Source organism: Pirellulaceae bacterium (genome assembly GCA_019636385.1).
GTDB lineage: Bacteria > Planctomycetota > Planctomycetia > Pirellulales > Pirellulaceae > Aureliella.
Genome location: JAHBXT010000002.1, coordinates 415596 through 431487 on the forward strand (window position 1 = coordinate 415596; position 15892 = coordinate 431487).

At 54.7% G+C, this 15892-nt stretch carries 12 protein-coding genes; 7 read left to right on the plus strand and 5 right to left on the minus strand.

Annotated elements, in window-relative coordinates; genetic code table 11:
• Positions 1-111: 111 nt before the first annotated feature.
• From KF752_07345 to KF752_07360, 4 genes are all read left to right on the plus strand, one after another.
• Entirely contained in the window at positions 112-924 is an 813-nt protein-coding gene (locus tag KF752_07345; protein ID MBX3421357.1) for a glycerophosphodiester phosphodiesterase, read from the plus strand.
• Positions 925-1120: 196 nt separating this feature from the next.
• Positions 1121-1714: an RNA polymerase sigma factor gene (locus tag KF752_07350; GenBank protein MBX3421358.1), complete on the plus strand. Its 594-nt coding sequence runs from the start codon at positions 1121-1123 to the stop codon at positions 1712-1714.
• A gap of 57 nt (positions 1715-1771) precedes the next feature.
• On the plus strand, positions 1772-2839 hold the full coding sequence (locus KF752_07355; protein MBX3421359.1) for a hypothetical protein: 1068 nt from the start codon (positions 1772-1774) through the stop codon (positions 2837-2839).
• 44 nt (positions 2840-2883) lie between these two features.
• A complete protein-coding gene (locus tag KF752_07360) occupies positions 2884-5925 on the plus strand; it encodes a hypothetical protein (GenBank protein MBX3421360.1) in 3042 nt (1013 codons plus the stop codon).
• A gap of 143 nt (positions 5926-6068) precedes the next feature.
• On the opposite strand, the gene KF752_07365 is transcribed toward KF752_07360, so the two are convergent.
• The gene (locus KF752_07365; GenBank protein MBX3421361.1) at positions 6069-8465 is read right to left on the minus strand and encodes a hypothetical protein; all 2397 of its coding nucleotides are present in this window, start codon (positions 8463-8465) and stop codon (positions 6069-6071) included.
• 210 nt (positions 8466-8675) lie between these two features.
• Between KF752_07365 and KF752_07370 the strand changes: the two genes are divergently transcribed.
• Positions 8676-9617 (plus strand): bifunctional riboflavin kinase/FAD synthetase, encoded by a 942-nt coding sequence (locus tag KF752_07370; GenBank protein ID MBX3421362.1) that lies wholly within the window; start codon positions 8676-8678, stop codon positions 9615-9617.
• Between the two features lie 304 nt (positions 9618-9921).
• Positions 9922-10905, plus strand: a complete 984-nt coding sequence (locus KF752_07375) for a bifunctional oligoribonuclease/PAP phosphatase NrnA (GenBank protein MBX3421363.1) — start codon at positions 9922-9924, stop codon at positions 10903-10905.
• A 185-nt stretch (positions 10906-11090) separates the two neighbouring features.
• On the opposite strand, the gene KF752_07380 is transcribed toward KF752_07375, so the two are convergent.
• The 4 genes from KF752_07380 to KF752_07395 all read right to left on the minus strand — a co-directional run bounded on the left by KF752_07380 (position 11091) and on the right by KF752_07395 (position 15377).
• Positions 11091-12272: a hypothetical protein gene (locus KF752_07380; GenBank protein ID MBX3421364.1), complete on the minus strand. Its 1182-nt coding sequence runs from the start codon at positions 12270-12272 to the stop codon at positions 11091-11093.
• A gap of 215 nt (positions 12273-12487) precedes the next feature.
• Positions 12488-13135 (minus strand): PEP-CTERM sorting domain-containing protein, encoded by a 648-nt coding sequence (locus tag KF752_07385; GenBank protein MBX3421365.1) that lies wholly within the window; start codon positions 13133-13135, stop codon positions 12488-12490.
• 278 nt (positions 13136-13413) lie between these two features.
• Positions 13414-14367, minus strand: coding sequence for an aminotransferase class IV (locus KF752_07390; protein ID MBX3421366.1), 954 nt, complete (start codon positions 14365-14367; stop codon positions 13414-13416).
• 155 nt (positions 14368-14522) lie between these two features.
• Complete coding sequence (locus tag KF752_07395; GenBank protein MBX3421367.1) at positions 14523-15377, minus strand: hypothetical protein; 855 nt, start codon at positions 15375-15377, stop codon at positions 14523-14525.
• 157 nt (positions 15378-15534) lie between these two features.
• Between KF752_07395 and KF752_07400 the strand changes: the two genes are divergently transcribed.
• Entirely contained in the window at positions 15535-15858 is a 324-nt protein-coding gene (locus tag KF752_07400) for a hypothetical protein (protein ID MBX3421368.1), read from the plus strand.
• Positions 15859-15892: the final 34 nt, after the last annotated feature.

A 15892-nucleotide genomic window follows, 5' to 3' on the forward strand; every position in this document is an offset into this window, starting at 1 on the left:
TAAGGTTCTAGTGGCTGAATTGAATGGGGGTGATCGGTGTCTGGTTAAAACTACTCATTCTGATTGACGGCACCGTAGAAGTCTATCGTCGCGACGCTAAATTAGACGCCTATGAGCACCAAGGATTCAGCCAATTCGGACTCGAGAGTAACTCGCCACCAGACTTTGGTATTTGGCCATCGAGGGGCTTCGCGGGATGCGCCAGAGAATACGCTGGCGGCATTCCGTCTGGCTTGGCAACAGTCAGCAGATGGTGTTGAAGGTGATTTCCATTTTACTGCAGACGGCCAGATCGTATGCATTCACGACTATGATACGCAGCGCACAGGTGGGCGTTCATTAATCGTTGCGGAATCTAGTTTGGCAGAACTGCGGGACTTGGAATATGGCAGTTGGAAGGCCGCTCGATTTCACGGCGAAAGGTTGCCGTTACTGAGCGACATCATGCGCGAATTGCCGAAGGATCGTTGGCTGGTCATGGAACTGAAGACTGGTCCTGACATCGTACCCTTATTAAAGGCTGTGCTGCAAGCTGAGGATCTCCCCGCTGATCGCTTGTTGGTCATTGCCTTTGACGAGCAGACCGTCCAACTTTCGAAACGCCTGTTGCCTAATGTTGCTGCACATTGGCTGACAGATTATCGGTTCGATGAGACGAGCGGACAGTGGCATCCGACTGCCGATGAGGTCATATCCACCCTTAGTCGTTGTGGGGCGGATGGACTGGGTTCGGAGCATCGCCCCAATGTGGTGACTGACCGGTTTGTCGGAAAACTGCGCGCCGCCGGGATCGACCAGTTCCATATTTGGACTGTGGATGAACCGGACTGGGCACGTTATTACCGAGACCTTGGGGCGTTTGCTATCACATCCAACTGTCCAGGCGATTTGCGGCAGGCTCTGGCAGAGCCGGCCAGTCAATAGTTGCACGATTGGGGCTGATTGAGCTACAATTGGGCTTGGGCTATCGGTCGGCCCTGTTTGAGCTAAATCTGGCCATTCATTCGATTTACTCCTTTGGCACAGCATCATGCCCAGCGCACGGAAAGTACTCAGTCGCTCTAGGGATCAGAGTTCAACTGCTCTCACTTCTGCTAAATCCCCCTTGGGTTTGGTCAACATGAGCGACGAACAACTCATGGAGCGGTTTATACGGCAACAGGACCGCGACTGTTTTGAAGTCCTGATGCGTCGCTATCAGTTTGAAGTCTACAACTATTTGCGGCGCTATCTTGGCAACGACCATTACGCTGAAGACGCATTCCAAGCAACCTTCCTGCGAGTCTTTTTGCGTGGACAGCAGTTCGATGTGACTCGACGATTCCGCCCCTGGTTGTATGGCATCGCCACCCACCAGGCGATCGACTTCCAACGCAGTAATCAGTCGGCTCGGCGGATGTTGAGCCTGGACAGTTCCCTTAGCTCGCATTTGGACGGTATATCCGACATCGCTAGCCAGCTTGCCGACCATCGTGAACCGAGTGGACGCGAGGCAGACCTTCTGGAGCAACGCGAGCAGATTCGGGCGGTGCTGGATGAGTTGGGCGAACCAGGAAAGAGTGCCGTAGAGTTGGTGTATTTGCGAGGCATGGCCTATCGCGATGCTGCCCAAACGCTAAACGTACCGGTTGGTACCATCAAAAGTCGCATTCATGCCGCCGTACGAAAACTTGCAGCCATTTGGCAACGTAGATACAGGAAGCCGAGCAAATGATTGCGGCGCGTCAGATTGAAGCTTGCAAGTTTCATCGTTAATTGCGGAAGCAAGTCGATGTATTTTTCCGATGATCAGCTCATTTCTTTTCTGCTTGGAGACGCGGACGAAGTCCTGGTTCAGCAGATTCGGCAGCAGGCGGCCATCGATCGCCAACTGGCCGACAGGATCGGTCATTATCGATCGGTACTGAGTCATTTGGATCGATCCGACGAATTTTTTGAACCACCTGCCGGATTGGTGGATGCTACGCTCCAGCGATTACGCATGCAGCTGTCGAGCCAGATTCCGTCTGAGCCGGCTACTGATTCTGGAGCCAAACGCCAGCAACCTGCCAATTGTGAGCGATCGTCGACGGCGAGTTGGGGAGATCGCAATAAATGGTCCGATTCGATCGCCCTAACGTTCAGCGTTACGGCCATTTGTTGTCTGGTACTGCCAAGCATCGTCTCGGCGCGATTCCAGGCGCGGCGGGCTCAGTGCGCCGAAAACCTTCGACTTAGCGGTACAGCGCTGATTGCTTTTGCGATACGGAACGAAAACCGCCGATTTCCTGCAGTGGCCAGTAGCGGTCCTCAGGCGTTTTCGGGGATTTATGCTGTTCACCTTGCTGACTCGCAACTGCTGGATTCCACCAGCCAGTTGCAGTGCAGTAGTTTGTTGGGGCTAAAGCAGCCGATGACAACCTACCTGTCGAAATTGCCGACGCTTGACCAGGTGTGCGCGGCGTCGCAAGCACATTGGTTGCAGTGGACGAAAATCTTGGGAGGTGACTATGCATACAATTTGGGCGTTCATGAAAACGGACGGTTGGTGCCTCCACGTAACGACGGCCGAAGTTATTTCGCTGTACTGTCCGATGCGCCGGAAATCCTGGACAAGGGCTTTTCTATAGTGTCGCACGATGGTCGTGGCAGTAACTTACTGTACGATGATGGCCACGTGAGCTTTGTAGTTAGTGAGCGACTGCTGGATGGAGATCACAGCTCCGATCATCCGTTTCATAACCGTAGTGGGCAATTGGAAGCCGGCGTTGATCAAGGCGATGCTTCGCTGGCTCCAAGCCCATATGCCCCGCTGGGTTCCAATCTGCGGTTGGCGACGTTCGCCCCCGCTGGGAACTAGCGCCGACCGTTCGTTTTCTTGGCACCCATGGTTGGACTTTAGAAATGCATGATCGCTCGTTGCACATCCGAACCTGGGGGCTTGGTGGGATAGTCGCGCTTGGGCTCGTGCTTTTTTTCGGCACAATCATCGCAGGGGCTCAGTCGAATTCGACTGCCAAGAACTCGTCAGCTCAGGCGATCGATGGCGAGCCGTTTGGCGTGCTGCACATCGAGATTCCGCTTACCAGTGATTGGGGCGACCAGTTGCCGCAGGTCGTGATTCGTGCCGAAGATGATCGACTTTTCTATCCAGTCGTCAGTTATCGAATGCAGTCGGTGCCATTGCCGGTCGAAGACTTGCCACCGCCTCGTGTTGGTCGCCCTGGAGGGCTTCTCGATCGCGCGCGGCGCATTATTCGTCCTGGAATCTCGAGGCACCAGGTGCCCGTCAGTATTCAGATTGATACGCTTTTTCATGGGCAAGCGGCTTTGGCCGTGCAAATACTGGGTGATGTGCAGCGATCAATTCAGGTTCCCGTTAAACGCGATGTTCCGGCCGAGCATCAGCGACACTTGAAACACTGGTGGACTCAATACACTCAGCAAGCCAAAACTGCAGTGGCTGACCTGCAAGTGCCTCAACAAATCCCTAGGTACCTGACGTCCATGCTTGCCAGTCGGCTAGGGTTAACCGACGTCGATTTGACCGCGCCAATCGAAGCCCCCCCGACTGAGCCCAGTCAGTTAGCGGAGACGATGCAGTTGTTGGCTGGTCAGCAGAGCCTCAAGGATGATGCGTTTCGCGAGTTGCTCCGCCAACAAGATTTACCGATCTCTGATGAATTTCCACTCCCACCAGAGCCCCAATGGCAAAGGGTGCCAGCGCCCATTGTAGATGGCCAGGTGGCAGTTGAACCGCTGGCTGAGCGAGTTCCCGCAGACTGGTTTTATTTGCGGTTTGGCTCGTTCTCTAACTATCTGTGGTTTCAAGATTTGGGCGGGCGATTTGGTGGCGAGTTGTCGCAAGCGTTTTCCCTGAACGCGCTAAATCGCGGGGGGACGGCGCGTGTCGAGCGGATGTTGGCGATCGGCACATCGTCGATTGCCAAGCTGTTTGGCGACAAGGTTATTCAAGATATGGCCCTATGTGGCAGCGATTTTTTTGTGTCCGATGGTGCTAGCCTAGGCGTGCTGTTTCAGGCTGCCAACCCTGCACTGCTCAAGGCTTCGTTGGAATCGGATCGTCGCGGACTGATTGCTAACAATAGCGATGCGAGTCTGCAAACAGTTCAAATGGCTGGCCAGTCGGTGTCATTGCTTAGTACGCCGGACAATCGGTTGCGATCCTTCATGGTGCAAGACGGCCAGTTTTTGTTGGTTTCGACAAGCCGAGCGCTGGTTGAGCAGTTCGTTGCGGTGGCTGATAAACGGCCAGCCACCCAAGAGGCAGGGGCTAGTGCGGGGGGCGAGCAGGCCACGGGTGCAGAGCTTTCTGGTGCGCAGGTAGCGTCGTTGGCGGCTAGTCCGATGTTTCGTTGGGTTCGCAGTTTGATGCCAGTTGATAATGACTACAGCGTTTTTGGCTATCTGCCTCCCGAATTCATTCAGCGGCTGTTGAGCCCCCAGTATCAAATCGAGCTGCGCCGTCGATTGAGTGCTGCGGCGCGTCTTGAACTGGCAGAAATGGCTGGGCTAGTGGCATCTGCCGAGGGGCTGGAGCGGTTGGAAAGTGTTGCCGACCTCCAGTCTGCTGGACTATTGCCGGTAACGTTTGAACACCGCGCTGACGGAGCGCACGTGCTTCGCAGCCAGAACGGTTGGCTAGACTCGTGCCGAGGAGCGCGCGGCAGTTTCTTACCAATTGTCGACGTGCCTATCGGTCATGTGTCTACTCAGGAAGTGCAGCAATACCAAGGCTTGGCCGACTACTACCAGCAGAACTGGGCCTACGCCGATCCGATTTTCTTTGGAGTGCGGCGTTTTCAAGGTCAAACCGAGGTCGACCAACAATTTACGATCGAGGCCTACATCGCTCCGTTTCATCCCGGCAAGTACGGGTGGATTGCCGAGCAGCTAGCCGAAGCCAGTCTAGTTGAGCTGGCTCTACCGGCAGATGATATCGTTTCCTTGCAGGCTCGAGTTCACGGTGGCAAAGGCGATGAACAAGCCTATTATCTGTTTGGTGGCTTAAAGGATATGTTGCCACCAGACCAGGAAGAGACGCAGGGTCTGATCCGATCGCTACGAGCTTTTAAGTCAGCGCCTGCATACTTAGGCGCCTGGCCCAAACCGGATATCGTCGAGAATTTGCCGTTGGGAATCGGTTCGCGGTTGGGGAAGCCAGATTCGTCCGGGTACTCACGTATGATTGGCGGTTTGTGGCGCTGGCAGGACGACCAGTGGAGTCTGTTATCGTTCCACAAAAGCATTTTGGACCGTGCCGTAGGTCAAGTGAAGTTCAAGCCGTCAGCGGATATGGCACAAGTTCGTCTTAGAGTGGCGAATCTGGATAATACTCAACTTGCCAGCTGGATCAATCGCGAGTCGTGGCAACAAGGTTGGACTGCCAGTCACGCCAACGCCCATGTAATGGATTTAATACATCAGCAGTTCAAAGTGCCCGCAGGCCAATGTCGGCAAGTAACTGAGCGGCTTCTGGATGCGCAGATTCAGTGCCCACTTGGCGGCCAGTATCAGTTTCAGTCGCAGTGGACCGAATCGGAAGCCGAATCCAAGGCATCGGCCCTAGACGTCGATAGCACTCCGTTGGAGCAGCGGATTACCAGCGGCTGGTGGGCGAGCTCTGCATGGTCGTCAAGTACCATGGCCCATGGCCGGCCGCTGCCTCCGGAAGATTACATGGCACCCTGGCTGCAGTGGTTTCGCGGGGCCCAAGTTCACGTGACTCAACTGCCCAGCACACTGGCCGTGGTAGGAGTTGTGAAAACACAATTGCCACCATTGGTCATGCAGCCTGCGGAATCGCCAAGCAAACTACTGCAGCCGATGCCGGCCATGAACATCTTTGAGCTTCCCATGAAGCTGTTCGGTAAGCAGCCGGCAAAAGACCAGCAACCTGCCGCCAGTGAAGTTCAAGAATTCTGATCGTAGGATAATGGTCCTCAATCGTGCAACCCCTTGGGTCGCGTGCATTCGCAACCTGGACTATGCGAAGATCGATTTCAATGGCAGCCATGTGCAGGCTCGCCTGAGCGTGATGCTTGTAAGCGACAGCGACGTTGTTCGTTTCAGCCCTTGCCGCCTAGCTTGAGTCGTTGCCAGAACACGTGTTGTCGATCACCGCGCTGACGAACGTCTTCCAGCATGACCGAGATGTCAGGAGACAGAGTAACTTTGCTGGACTTGCTGCGGAACACTACCTGAATTTCGCGGCCAAAATCGACCATTTGGGGTGTTAACCACACCCACGCACTGCGATCGGCTGAGGGGATTTTTTGGACACGTACCCCGTTCTGACCGGGGCCCAGCAAAGTGGCTTCAAACGCCCCCTTGCGTGCTGCATCGCGAGATGGTTCATATTCGATCGCGTTGCTTGAGTTTTCAGGAGCGAGTTGCGGGGCCTCCAGCCAATAGAAGAAGCGGTCACCAGGTCGCAGGCTCACGCAGTTGATGGTGCGTGGCGTGCGCTGGCGTTGACGGCTGGAAAGTTGCATCCACTGCATGATGCGCGGCAACTCGGCAGAAAACAATCCGCGCCCCTGTCCGATATACTCGACCACCATGCAGTCGTAATTGAAACTCTTCAAATATCGGTCCAGAGCGGTGCCGATGGCGGGTGTGTTTAGTCGCACTCCATCCATCTGACCGTAGACGACGTACGTCGCCAGCGGTAATTCCGCGGCATCTTTGGAACTCTGAATGTTCTGATGGTATTGCAAAATATATTTGTCGGCAGTTGGCGAAATCAACACGGCACCGGCCCACAGATCGGGATGTGATTGAGCGATATCCCAGGCGGCGGTTGCACCTTCAAAATGCCCGGCGATGAACGCGCGGTCGGTGTTGATCGAGCAGCGGCGCAGCGCATCGCGATAACAGGCCAGCACCCGCGCCTTCTCAACTTCGGTGTAGGCATAGGCAGCTTGTGAATCAGACATCCATTTTGGACAGATAATGATAAAGCCATGTCGCGTCGCCTGGCCAAAGCGTGCCTGCGATTCTTCCAGTGCCATGGTTTGCCCGCACCAATAGTCGATAGGGATACTGAGCCGATATTCATTGAGTGAACCGGGGAGCGCTACCACGCAGGGGTACTTGCGCAGCGGATCGTATTCAGGCGGCAGTTGTATGGTGTATTCCGTTGGCTGGCGACCTACGGTAACCGATTGTCGATAAAAGCCCTCGGCATCCGACGGCTGATGTTCGGCTAAGTCCAGCGGAGGCTTCATGTGCTCCAGCATTCTGGCCAACAATTGTGGCTCGGCACCTTCCTGGCTACGGATCTGGCCTAAAATGGCCTCACGTCGAGACGCGTCCGGTTCGCGGAGGTAGTCGCCGACGAGTCCGCGGACGCGAATCAGCGATTTGGCGACAGCAAAGTTCTGAATGCCTGATCCCGGTCCGAGTATCCAGCCCCCGATGGCCATCGCAACCAGATTTTCATTGGCCAGTGAGTCGTCGCCACCCAATCGAATATAATCATCTAGCCGCACCGCTGATTCGATCGATATTTCTTCCAGCAGTTCTTCGACCAGCGGTCCAGCGATTTCCTGATCGGGTGCTGGTAGCCGATCCAGTCGTTCCCGGAGCGACTGCGTCACGCTGCGAATGGTCACCAAAGTCCGTGATAGTTGCTCCAGTTCGTTCTTGACCTTCAATTGTGTCTCGATCAGCTCACGCGGAAAGGCGCTCAACAGGCTGTAGGCCATCTGCGTCTGGCCGGCCTGGCGGCGCACGCTGATTTCGTCGAATTGCTGAGTAGCCAAAAGCTGCTCGGTTTGAGCAATAAGCTGCGCGCGACCACCCAATTCTGCGGGAAAGCGTTTGATCGCTTCTTCAATGGTGCGCCGGGCGTCGCGATAACGTTTCGCTTCTAGATAAAACGCATACATGCGTAGCCATTCGCTTGATCGAGTCAGGTCCAATGCGTTCTCGAGCACCAATTGTAATTCCTCAGCAGGAATCGAGCTGATTGCCTCGCGGGATTCCCAAGCCAGTCGTTGGTCGGAGCCGCGCAGTATCTCAAGCTTGGCATACTGCGGCGTCAACTGTGTGATCTGTTGCAGGGCGACCATCGTATTGCCATCGGCCAAGCGGCATGTTAGCGTGCGGCGCCCATTGCGATTGAATTTCGATATCTGCTCAATAGCGCGAAACGATTGAATACCGCTGGTACGGTTGGCCTCGCTGGCAGCGGCAAAGTCGATCTTGGTGGATTGATCGGGGGCGACTACCTGACTGTTAATGACGTTTCGAGGAGATGCATTGTAATAGGTGCGCCGCAGACCATCGTTCAAAACGTCGATCGGCTTGCTAATGACCTCACCCGAAGTGCCTTTTTGCATGCTGTCTGTGCTAACCGTATCCGTCGGCTCGACGGTCCCCGGTCCCAACTGCATGCCGTTGCGGAGTTCGACCAACAGCATCTCCTGGCAGACGGCCTGCGTGGTCGTGAGGCAAATCACCACCACAACAGCTGCCAGATTGAAAATTGGTTCACAGAGGGATCGCCGGAGCATATTTTTCAATTGTAACAGCCTACACCCGCCGAGTTAGCTTGAAAGTTCTGCATATTGTCTATCTACCATCCTGGCCTTGCCATAATACCGGTTTTCGGTGACAGTGGTTTGGCTTGAGAAAGCGAGTTTCTGCACCGCACCACTGTGGCATTTCGCATGATTGGATTGTTCCGAGATTTGGCAGATGTACCAGCCCACTTGCAGCGAGGCGCGGTAGCTGTGGGCAATTTCGATGGGGTACATCGAGGGCATGCGCGCTTAATCGAACATCTGGTCAAGCTGGCCAATCGGATGGGCGGTCCCGCTGTTGTCATGACGTTTGACCCTCCGCCCATAGCCATCCTGCAGCCGGAGCGCAAACTTCATCCGCCGCTGACTCCGCTGGCAAGGCGCGCAGAACTGGTCGGGCAACTGGGTGTCGACGGACTGATAGTGCTCCCCACTTCGCCTGAACTGCTCAAGTTGTCGCCTAGTGAGTTCTTCAGGCAGGTGCTGGTCGACACGCTTCAGGCCTCAGGGATCGTCGAAGGGCCAAATTTTCGTTTTGGCAAAGATCGCGCCGGAGACACAAATTTGCTCCATCAACTGTGCAATGATCGAGGTATCGAACTACAAATTGTATCGGCTGAAAACGACGGGGCTGGCATGATTTCCAGCACTCGAATTCGCCAACTGCTCATTGCAGGTGACGTCGCGGCCGCCAATAGCATGTTGACTCAACCGTTTCGTTTGTCGGGACGTGTCGAGCCCGGGGCAGGTCGCGGCCGACAATTGCTGGTACCCACCGCCAATTTGGTTGGGGTTGAGTCGATCATCCCAGCGCACGGCGTGTACGGTGGATCGGTTTCGCTGGAGGGACGATCGCACCGAGTTGCCGTCAACATCGGACCCAATCCAACATTCAACGATCAGCAGTCCAAAATTGAAGTGCACGTTCTCGATTGGCACGGTGATCTGTACGGACGATCGCTAAACTGCGATTTGTTGACTAGAATCCGTTCTGTACTGCGGTTTGACTCCGTAGATGCGCTGATGAAGCAAATTCAATCTGACATCCTCCATGTCCAACAAACCGTGCTGTTGCCAAGTACGTTTTAGCAATGCTCAAAACATAAGGCAGTGACTTTCTCAAGAATAGGGATTACTGCTGTACCCCGGGACATCCCGGGATGGTGCCCCGACGGGACCGCTACCTAGGCAAGAATAATTGGCAAGCCAAGATTTGCGTCCCAGTGGGCACCAGGTATTGCCAAGGTGGATTCCCCATAATGTGTGCGATCGCAAGTTCATCAGGGTTGCTGGCGCCACATTCGGCCGGTATGGTTGCTCAATTCGTCCGATTCGGCCACGATAAGGCCTGTGCAAACTACACGATTACTCGACCAACAATTTAGAAGTACCTATGTCATTTAACTTGGATATTCTGGCTCAGCGTATCGCCGCCTGCCACAGCTTTGTGCTTTGTAGCCACATTCGCCCCGACTGCGATGCTTTAGGTAGCGAATTAGGGATGCTGGGCATCCTCAGTCAGTTGGGCAAAAAAGTCAGGATCATCAACGGCCATCCAACGCCGCCGGTATTAGCGTTTTTAGACCCTTCGCAAATCATCGAAGTCATTCACGAACACGTGCTTCCAGAGGATGTGCAGGCTGACTGCATGATCATTCTGGACACCAGCGCCTGGGCGCAGTTGGGACCGATGGGCGATGTGCTGCGCGGATTCGCAGGCAAAAAACTGTGCATTGACCACCACGTAGGCGAGGATGAATTGGGCACCGAGTTCTTCAAAGACACCAGTGCTGAGGCTACCGGGCATTTGGTCGCGCGCTTGGCCAAACATTTAAAAGTCACCATAACTAAGCCCATGGCCACCGCGTTGTTCGCCGCAATTGCTACCGACACCGGTTGGTTCCGTTTCAGTTCTACCACCGCAGCTACTTACCGAGTAGCAGCCGATCTGCTGGAGGCCGGTGCGCTACCGACCGAAATTTACTCGGACCTTTACGAACGCGATACGATTGGTCGAGTTCGTCTGCGCGGTCGCATCTTGTCGCGAACGACTGAGGAGTTAGATGGTCAGTTGGTCTACACCCATGTTCTAAAGGAAGATTTTGCAGAAACCGGCGCTCGACCAACCGATACAGAGGATGCCATCAACATGACCTTGGCGATTGCCGGAGCGAAGGTGGCAGTTATTTTTGTCGAGCAGTTAGCCGGCGGATTTAAACTGAGTTTTCGCAGTCGCTGCCGAGTCGATTGCAATGAACTTGCACGGCAGTTTAGTGGCGGTGGCCACAAGGCCGCTGCCGGAGCATTCCTGCAAGGCACGCTTGCCGAAGTACAATCGCAAGTCCTGCCCCAGGTCCGACAAGCCATGGTCTCTTAACCTCGCGCATCAGCGATTTATCGGTGAACTGGTACTGTAGCTGGAATCCGACTCAACGGCTGACAAGGACTGCGGTGGTGACGCCGCAAGTTTAACCGATGGATCGTATGGTACCGCGTCTGGCCACAACCCGTCCCCCACTTGCATGATTCAGCGCTGAGTCTTGCTGCGTATGGGTGTTCAGTTTAGTTTCCAGCATCTGATTCAGTGCTCGGTGTTGCTACAGGCTCGTCGTCCGCAGGCGAAGGCTCGGCTTTATTTTCGCTGGCGTCTTCAGGTTTGTCGTCGTTATTCTGCTGAGCACCTGCATCGCTAGTTTCTGCATCGCTTGGCTGAGCTTCCTGCTGGTCAGCTTGGGGCTGATCCGTAACGGTCTCTTGAGTTTCGCCGGGCGCGGAATTGTTAGCCTCGGCGGTGTTTTCGTTGACCTTCATGCTCTCAGCGTCGGCTGCATCTGGTTGGCTTGTTTCAGCCGTTTCTGGCGGAAAGAGAGTTTCAAAGTAGCGAAGGTAGTGATCTTCTCCGTAGGTTAGCTCGCCGCCTTGGTACCCGCTGAGCGATACGGCGGCTGCTAGAATGCAACTGGCCAGCAGCCAAACGATTCGCTTATTTAACCCGGCACCTCGCCGCACGCTACGAGCTAGTGGAATGGTCAGCAGGCCCAGGACTGCCACAAACACGCCTGCCCAACGATGGCGATCGATGGCGCTGGCAGCCAAATCGAATCCGACGCCTTCACCGTAGCCCCGATAGACCGCGTATGACCAACCGGCCGAGCAAGCTACCACAGCTCCCAAGGCACCCAGCCACAAGCAATGGTAGGCAACCGGCTCGAACGACTGACGATTAAGAAACGACAATAGTACGAACAGGGCCGACACAGACAGCAGCGCTACCGGAAAATGTACGGTGGCCGGATGAAAAAGTCCTTGAAAGGCCCACCACTTAGCCAAGTCACTGCTCGGCACTGTGGGGATGGATTCAGATTGAGCGGGATCGGCCTGCCAATGGCCTTCAGCACCCTCGTCGATCCAGGCTTTGATCAGCAGTAGTTCACCGACCGGCAGACCTCCAGAATGTCCTTCGTTTGCAGGCGGCATGAGCATGTCGGGATCATCGGTTCTCAAGTAGTCAGTCCACAGTGAACTGCCGTCGGCACTCCCCGGATCAATATACGCATCTATGCTCTCACGCTGGTCGACACGAAAATCGTTCTTGGCCTGTTTGGGACCGTGACATTCCAAGCAGCGCTGCTGCAAGATCGGTTGAATGTGCTGCTGAAAGTCGATCAGTTTGGTCGGTTCAGCGTAAGTCAGCGAACTAGCAAAGAATAGCCATAAACACGTAGCGCGGAGTGTTGTGAACACGACTGGGGATCTCCGGGGAACATGGATGGTGGCAGACGGACAATTGGATCTAGGAGAGGCCACAGATTATGCCCAAGAGCTGCTCAGCGCACAAGCGGCTGCGTCAGTGTGCCAGGCAAGGATGGTGTCGGGCGGCGTTGTGCTAGAGGTTTGACAAGCCGCGTGTCTGGGAGCTAATTGGGGAGTGTACGCTCTAGCCAATGTAGCGACAGTTTCTAGCGACGTCGCCTAGAACGCAGTTGACCTGCGACCAGTGACGTCGCAATTAAGACCAAGCTACTTGGCTCTGGGACTGGGCGGATAACGACATTGTCGAATATGAAGTAACCTCCACCGGCGCTACTCTTGATCCGGAATTCATCCAGGTTCTTGAAGCCTGTGCCCAACACAATATTCTGCCAACTGCCGGTAAGCGATACGGCTCGCGTATCAACAACCGCGCCACCAACCAAACCGGAGATAGTCACTTCATCGGCGGCATACCCAGCAATCCACGGCCACTTCTTGGAGATATCTACTGACACCAAGTCAAAAAGCGGACTTCCCAAAGTAGAATCGACTTCAGCCGCCGCACCGTTACCTGCCGAGTCGGTAAACGCGGCCATGGTCAGGCTCGGAAATGGTGTTGGATCAGCATAGGTACTTGAATAGTACGAGTGTGCGAACATGTTGAGATCTGACCAAAATAGGCCCTGATATGGATTAGGGCGGTCATCCAGGTTCTCTACGAAGAAGCTACCGTTGGCCGGCGTCAAGTCATCGAAGTCAATCGTGACCAGCGCTGCGCTGGCCGAACGACCTGTCGCGCACAATACAGCCAAACCCACAATCAACCCTGTGACACAGGAGCTTAGTTGACTCATCAGACAATCACTCCCGAATGGAATTTGCCGCGTTCACGCCGACTGCACCCATTGCTACCCAATCTGCTTCATGAAGTTGCCAGGATACCAATCACTGCTCGGCTTCCTACGGAATGTAGTCGAAACATTAGGATAAGTCCTAATGTTTCGCGAATTCAATGTCAAGTAATCTAGGACCGATTCGGCGTACGCTGGAGTTAGATATTCTACGGGGCTTGGAGCGGTGCTAACACAGGCTGGGGAAATGCGCTGTGCCCAGACAGCGTATTGCCTGCAGTCTAGCAGTGAGCCGATGACTCAGCGATGTCGAATTCAACCTGCTTTGACCAAGCCGAGAGTAGTCGGCGAAAAACTGGAAATCGCTGATTACTGGTGGGATTGTCGCCGCCCAACTGCCGGCCATCGACGCTGGCTACCGGCAACAGGCAAAAGGGGGTTGAAGCCAACATTACTTCGTCCATCCTCACGAATTCATTCAAGCTCAACGCGCTCTCGGTTACGGGAATACCGATTTGATGAGCCAATTGGCAGGCAAAGTTTACTGATAGGCTATCGAATCGCATGGCGGCCGGGCGGACGACTAGGCCTTTGGAGGCAGTGTAGCAGATGAAGCTGGCCGTGGCGGAATCACTCACTGAATCATCGTCTGCCAGGAGGATCGGGAACGATTGTGGTTGCAACCTCTGGGCATATCGTTGCGCCAACGCGTAGTGCAAACGACTGCGAATTTTTACTTGCTTTGGCCAGCAGTTCTGGGGAACGTCGCGAATCGGCGTACTCTGGAGAGCGACGCCAGTTTGGTACCACGGTTGCCATCGTCGAGTATTCAGAGGGTAGGTGTGTGCTAGAAAAATAGCAGGTGGTTCTGGCGTGGCGATATCGGCCTCCCAGGTGAATGCCGAGTGAACACCAGGCGAGCACATAAAGCAAATCCCTTGTTCGCTTCCTTCCGGCAACAATTCCCCGTTTAGGCGTACCAGTGTCGCAGTCCTCTGCTCCAACTCGTAAAACGTGCATGGTGGGGGGACATCCAGCAATTCAAGTCCTCGAAGCCAACGATCGTAATGCTGTCGGAGCATAAACGGCTTGCCGTCAAATGTTCTAACCTGTTCGGCAATCGTTGTCCCATTGATCAATCCCAAGTCGCAGACCGGAACCGCAAGCTGGCTCGACGGCACAAGCTGCTGGTTGCGATATCCGTAGGGTGGCGACGATGCTTCAGGTTTGTCCATGGAAACTCCGGAATTCAGGGGACTTTGAGGCAGCCATTCCGTCGAGCCTCACCGACTCAAACTCGATCCAAGACAATAAAGTTGGTATTTGACGAGAAGATTCCGCTGCAACACTATCATATCGGGTCGTCCTGAAGTGGCTTTGGCCACCAGCATCATCGCAAGCGTTCGTCTTTGGGAAGTTGGCGGTCGGCCAGCCATTTCCATTCCTGATCCGCCTCGTCGGTACGTCCGAGAGCTTCGAGAATTTTACCGCGATGATAGTGCAGCGTGCCGAGAGTCCACAGTGCTTGTCCAGCCTCACGTTCGGTCAGCAATCCATCTTCAGCGGCTGGGCGAGCTTTGCCATAGAGCCACTCGACAATTCGGAAGCTGGGCTGGCTTATGGTTTGCTGATAGTCGTTTTCACCTTGCTTGACTGCAAAGTCAGCGTCTGCCAGCGCTTCTTGCAATCGGCCCATTTGGAACAAGATCCAGGCACGGGTATCTCGAAATGCTGCAACCTCAGGAAATCTTTCCAGCGCCAAATTGATTTCCTCCAAGCCCTGATCCAAATCGACAACGGCCAATGAGCGCAGATAAGCAATCTCATTGAGCACAAACACAGACGTCCTGTCCGGAGGCGAATACGTTAGCAGTCGAACTTGCAGTGCTTTGTCAAATTCGCGTTTGGAATCATAGTGCCTGAAAGCGATACCAGCCAAGTAGGGAGCGCCACCCAGCTCGGCCATCGACCTTCGCAGTACCCGTAAGACCTCCTCGGAATCATCATTCCGTAACGCCAGTTTTAGCCTTACAAGCCAGTAGTCCGCTTCTTTTTCTGGAGCAGGCAGGTCACGGATAGCTTCGGCCAGTTCACGCTCCGGATCTCCGCTATTCAGATCCACGGAGTTGGCAACTCTAGCTAGTGCCCAACGCGCACGCATACCTTGGGTACGGTCCAGCGCAACCGGCACAATCACCAATGCTACCGCCAGCGCGACAATTCCGGCTATCCCCCAGTTTCTCAAGGCAGCCGCTCCATTTTAGCAGTTTTTCCGTTTCTCGATTCCGCCCCGTGAACGCTTTTCGAACGATCTGCTATATTAACGTTAGCCAGCGCCAGTTGACTAGCGGTATTCACGCTGGCGTGACTCAAGCCCACTGAATTGGAACAGGAACTGACAAATGCCACTCTACGAAGTCGAAACGGACGCACACATTATTATTACTTGGGCCGATGACGAGCAGATAGCTCGCGATGTGGTCAAAGAGGCCTATCCGTCGGACCAAGTAATTCGTTTGACTCGCCGACCGCGTGATTCATGGGTCATTTCCAAGGGGGTGCTGGGGCTCTCAAGCCGCATGGACATCTGCTCGATCGCCCGTGAATGCCTGGCGAAGTCGGCTGGTGACAAGCTGCACGCTATTCGGCTGTACATGCACGAAACCGGTAGCGACCTGGAAAAGGCCCGCAAGGTGATCGAAAGCAATATGGTCATGGGGTGGTAGAGCAGTTGCGGTTGTTGCCTGGGCGGCGAGTCCG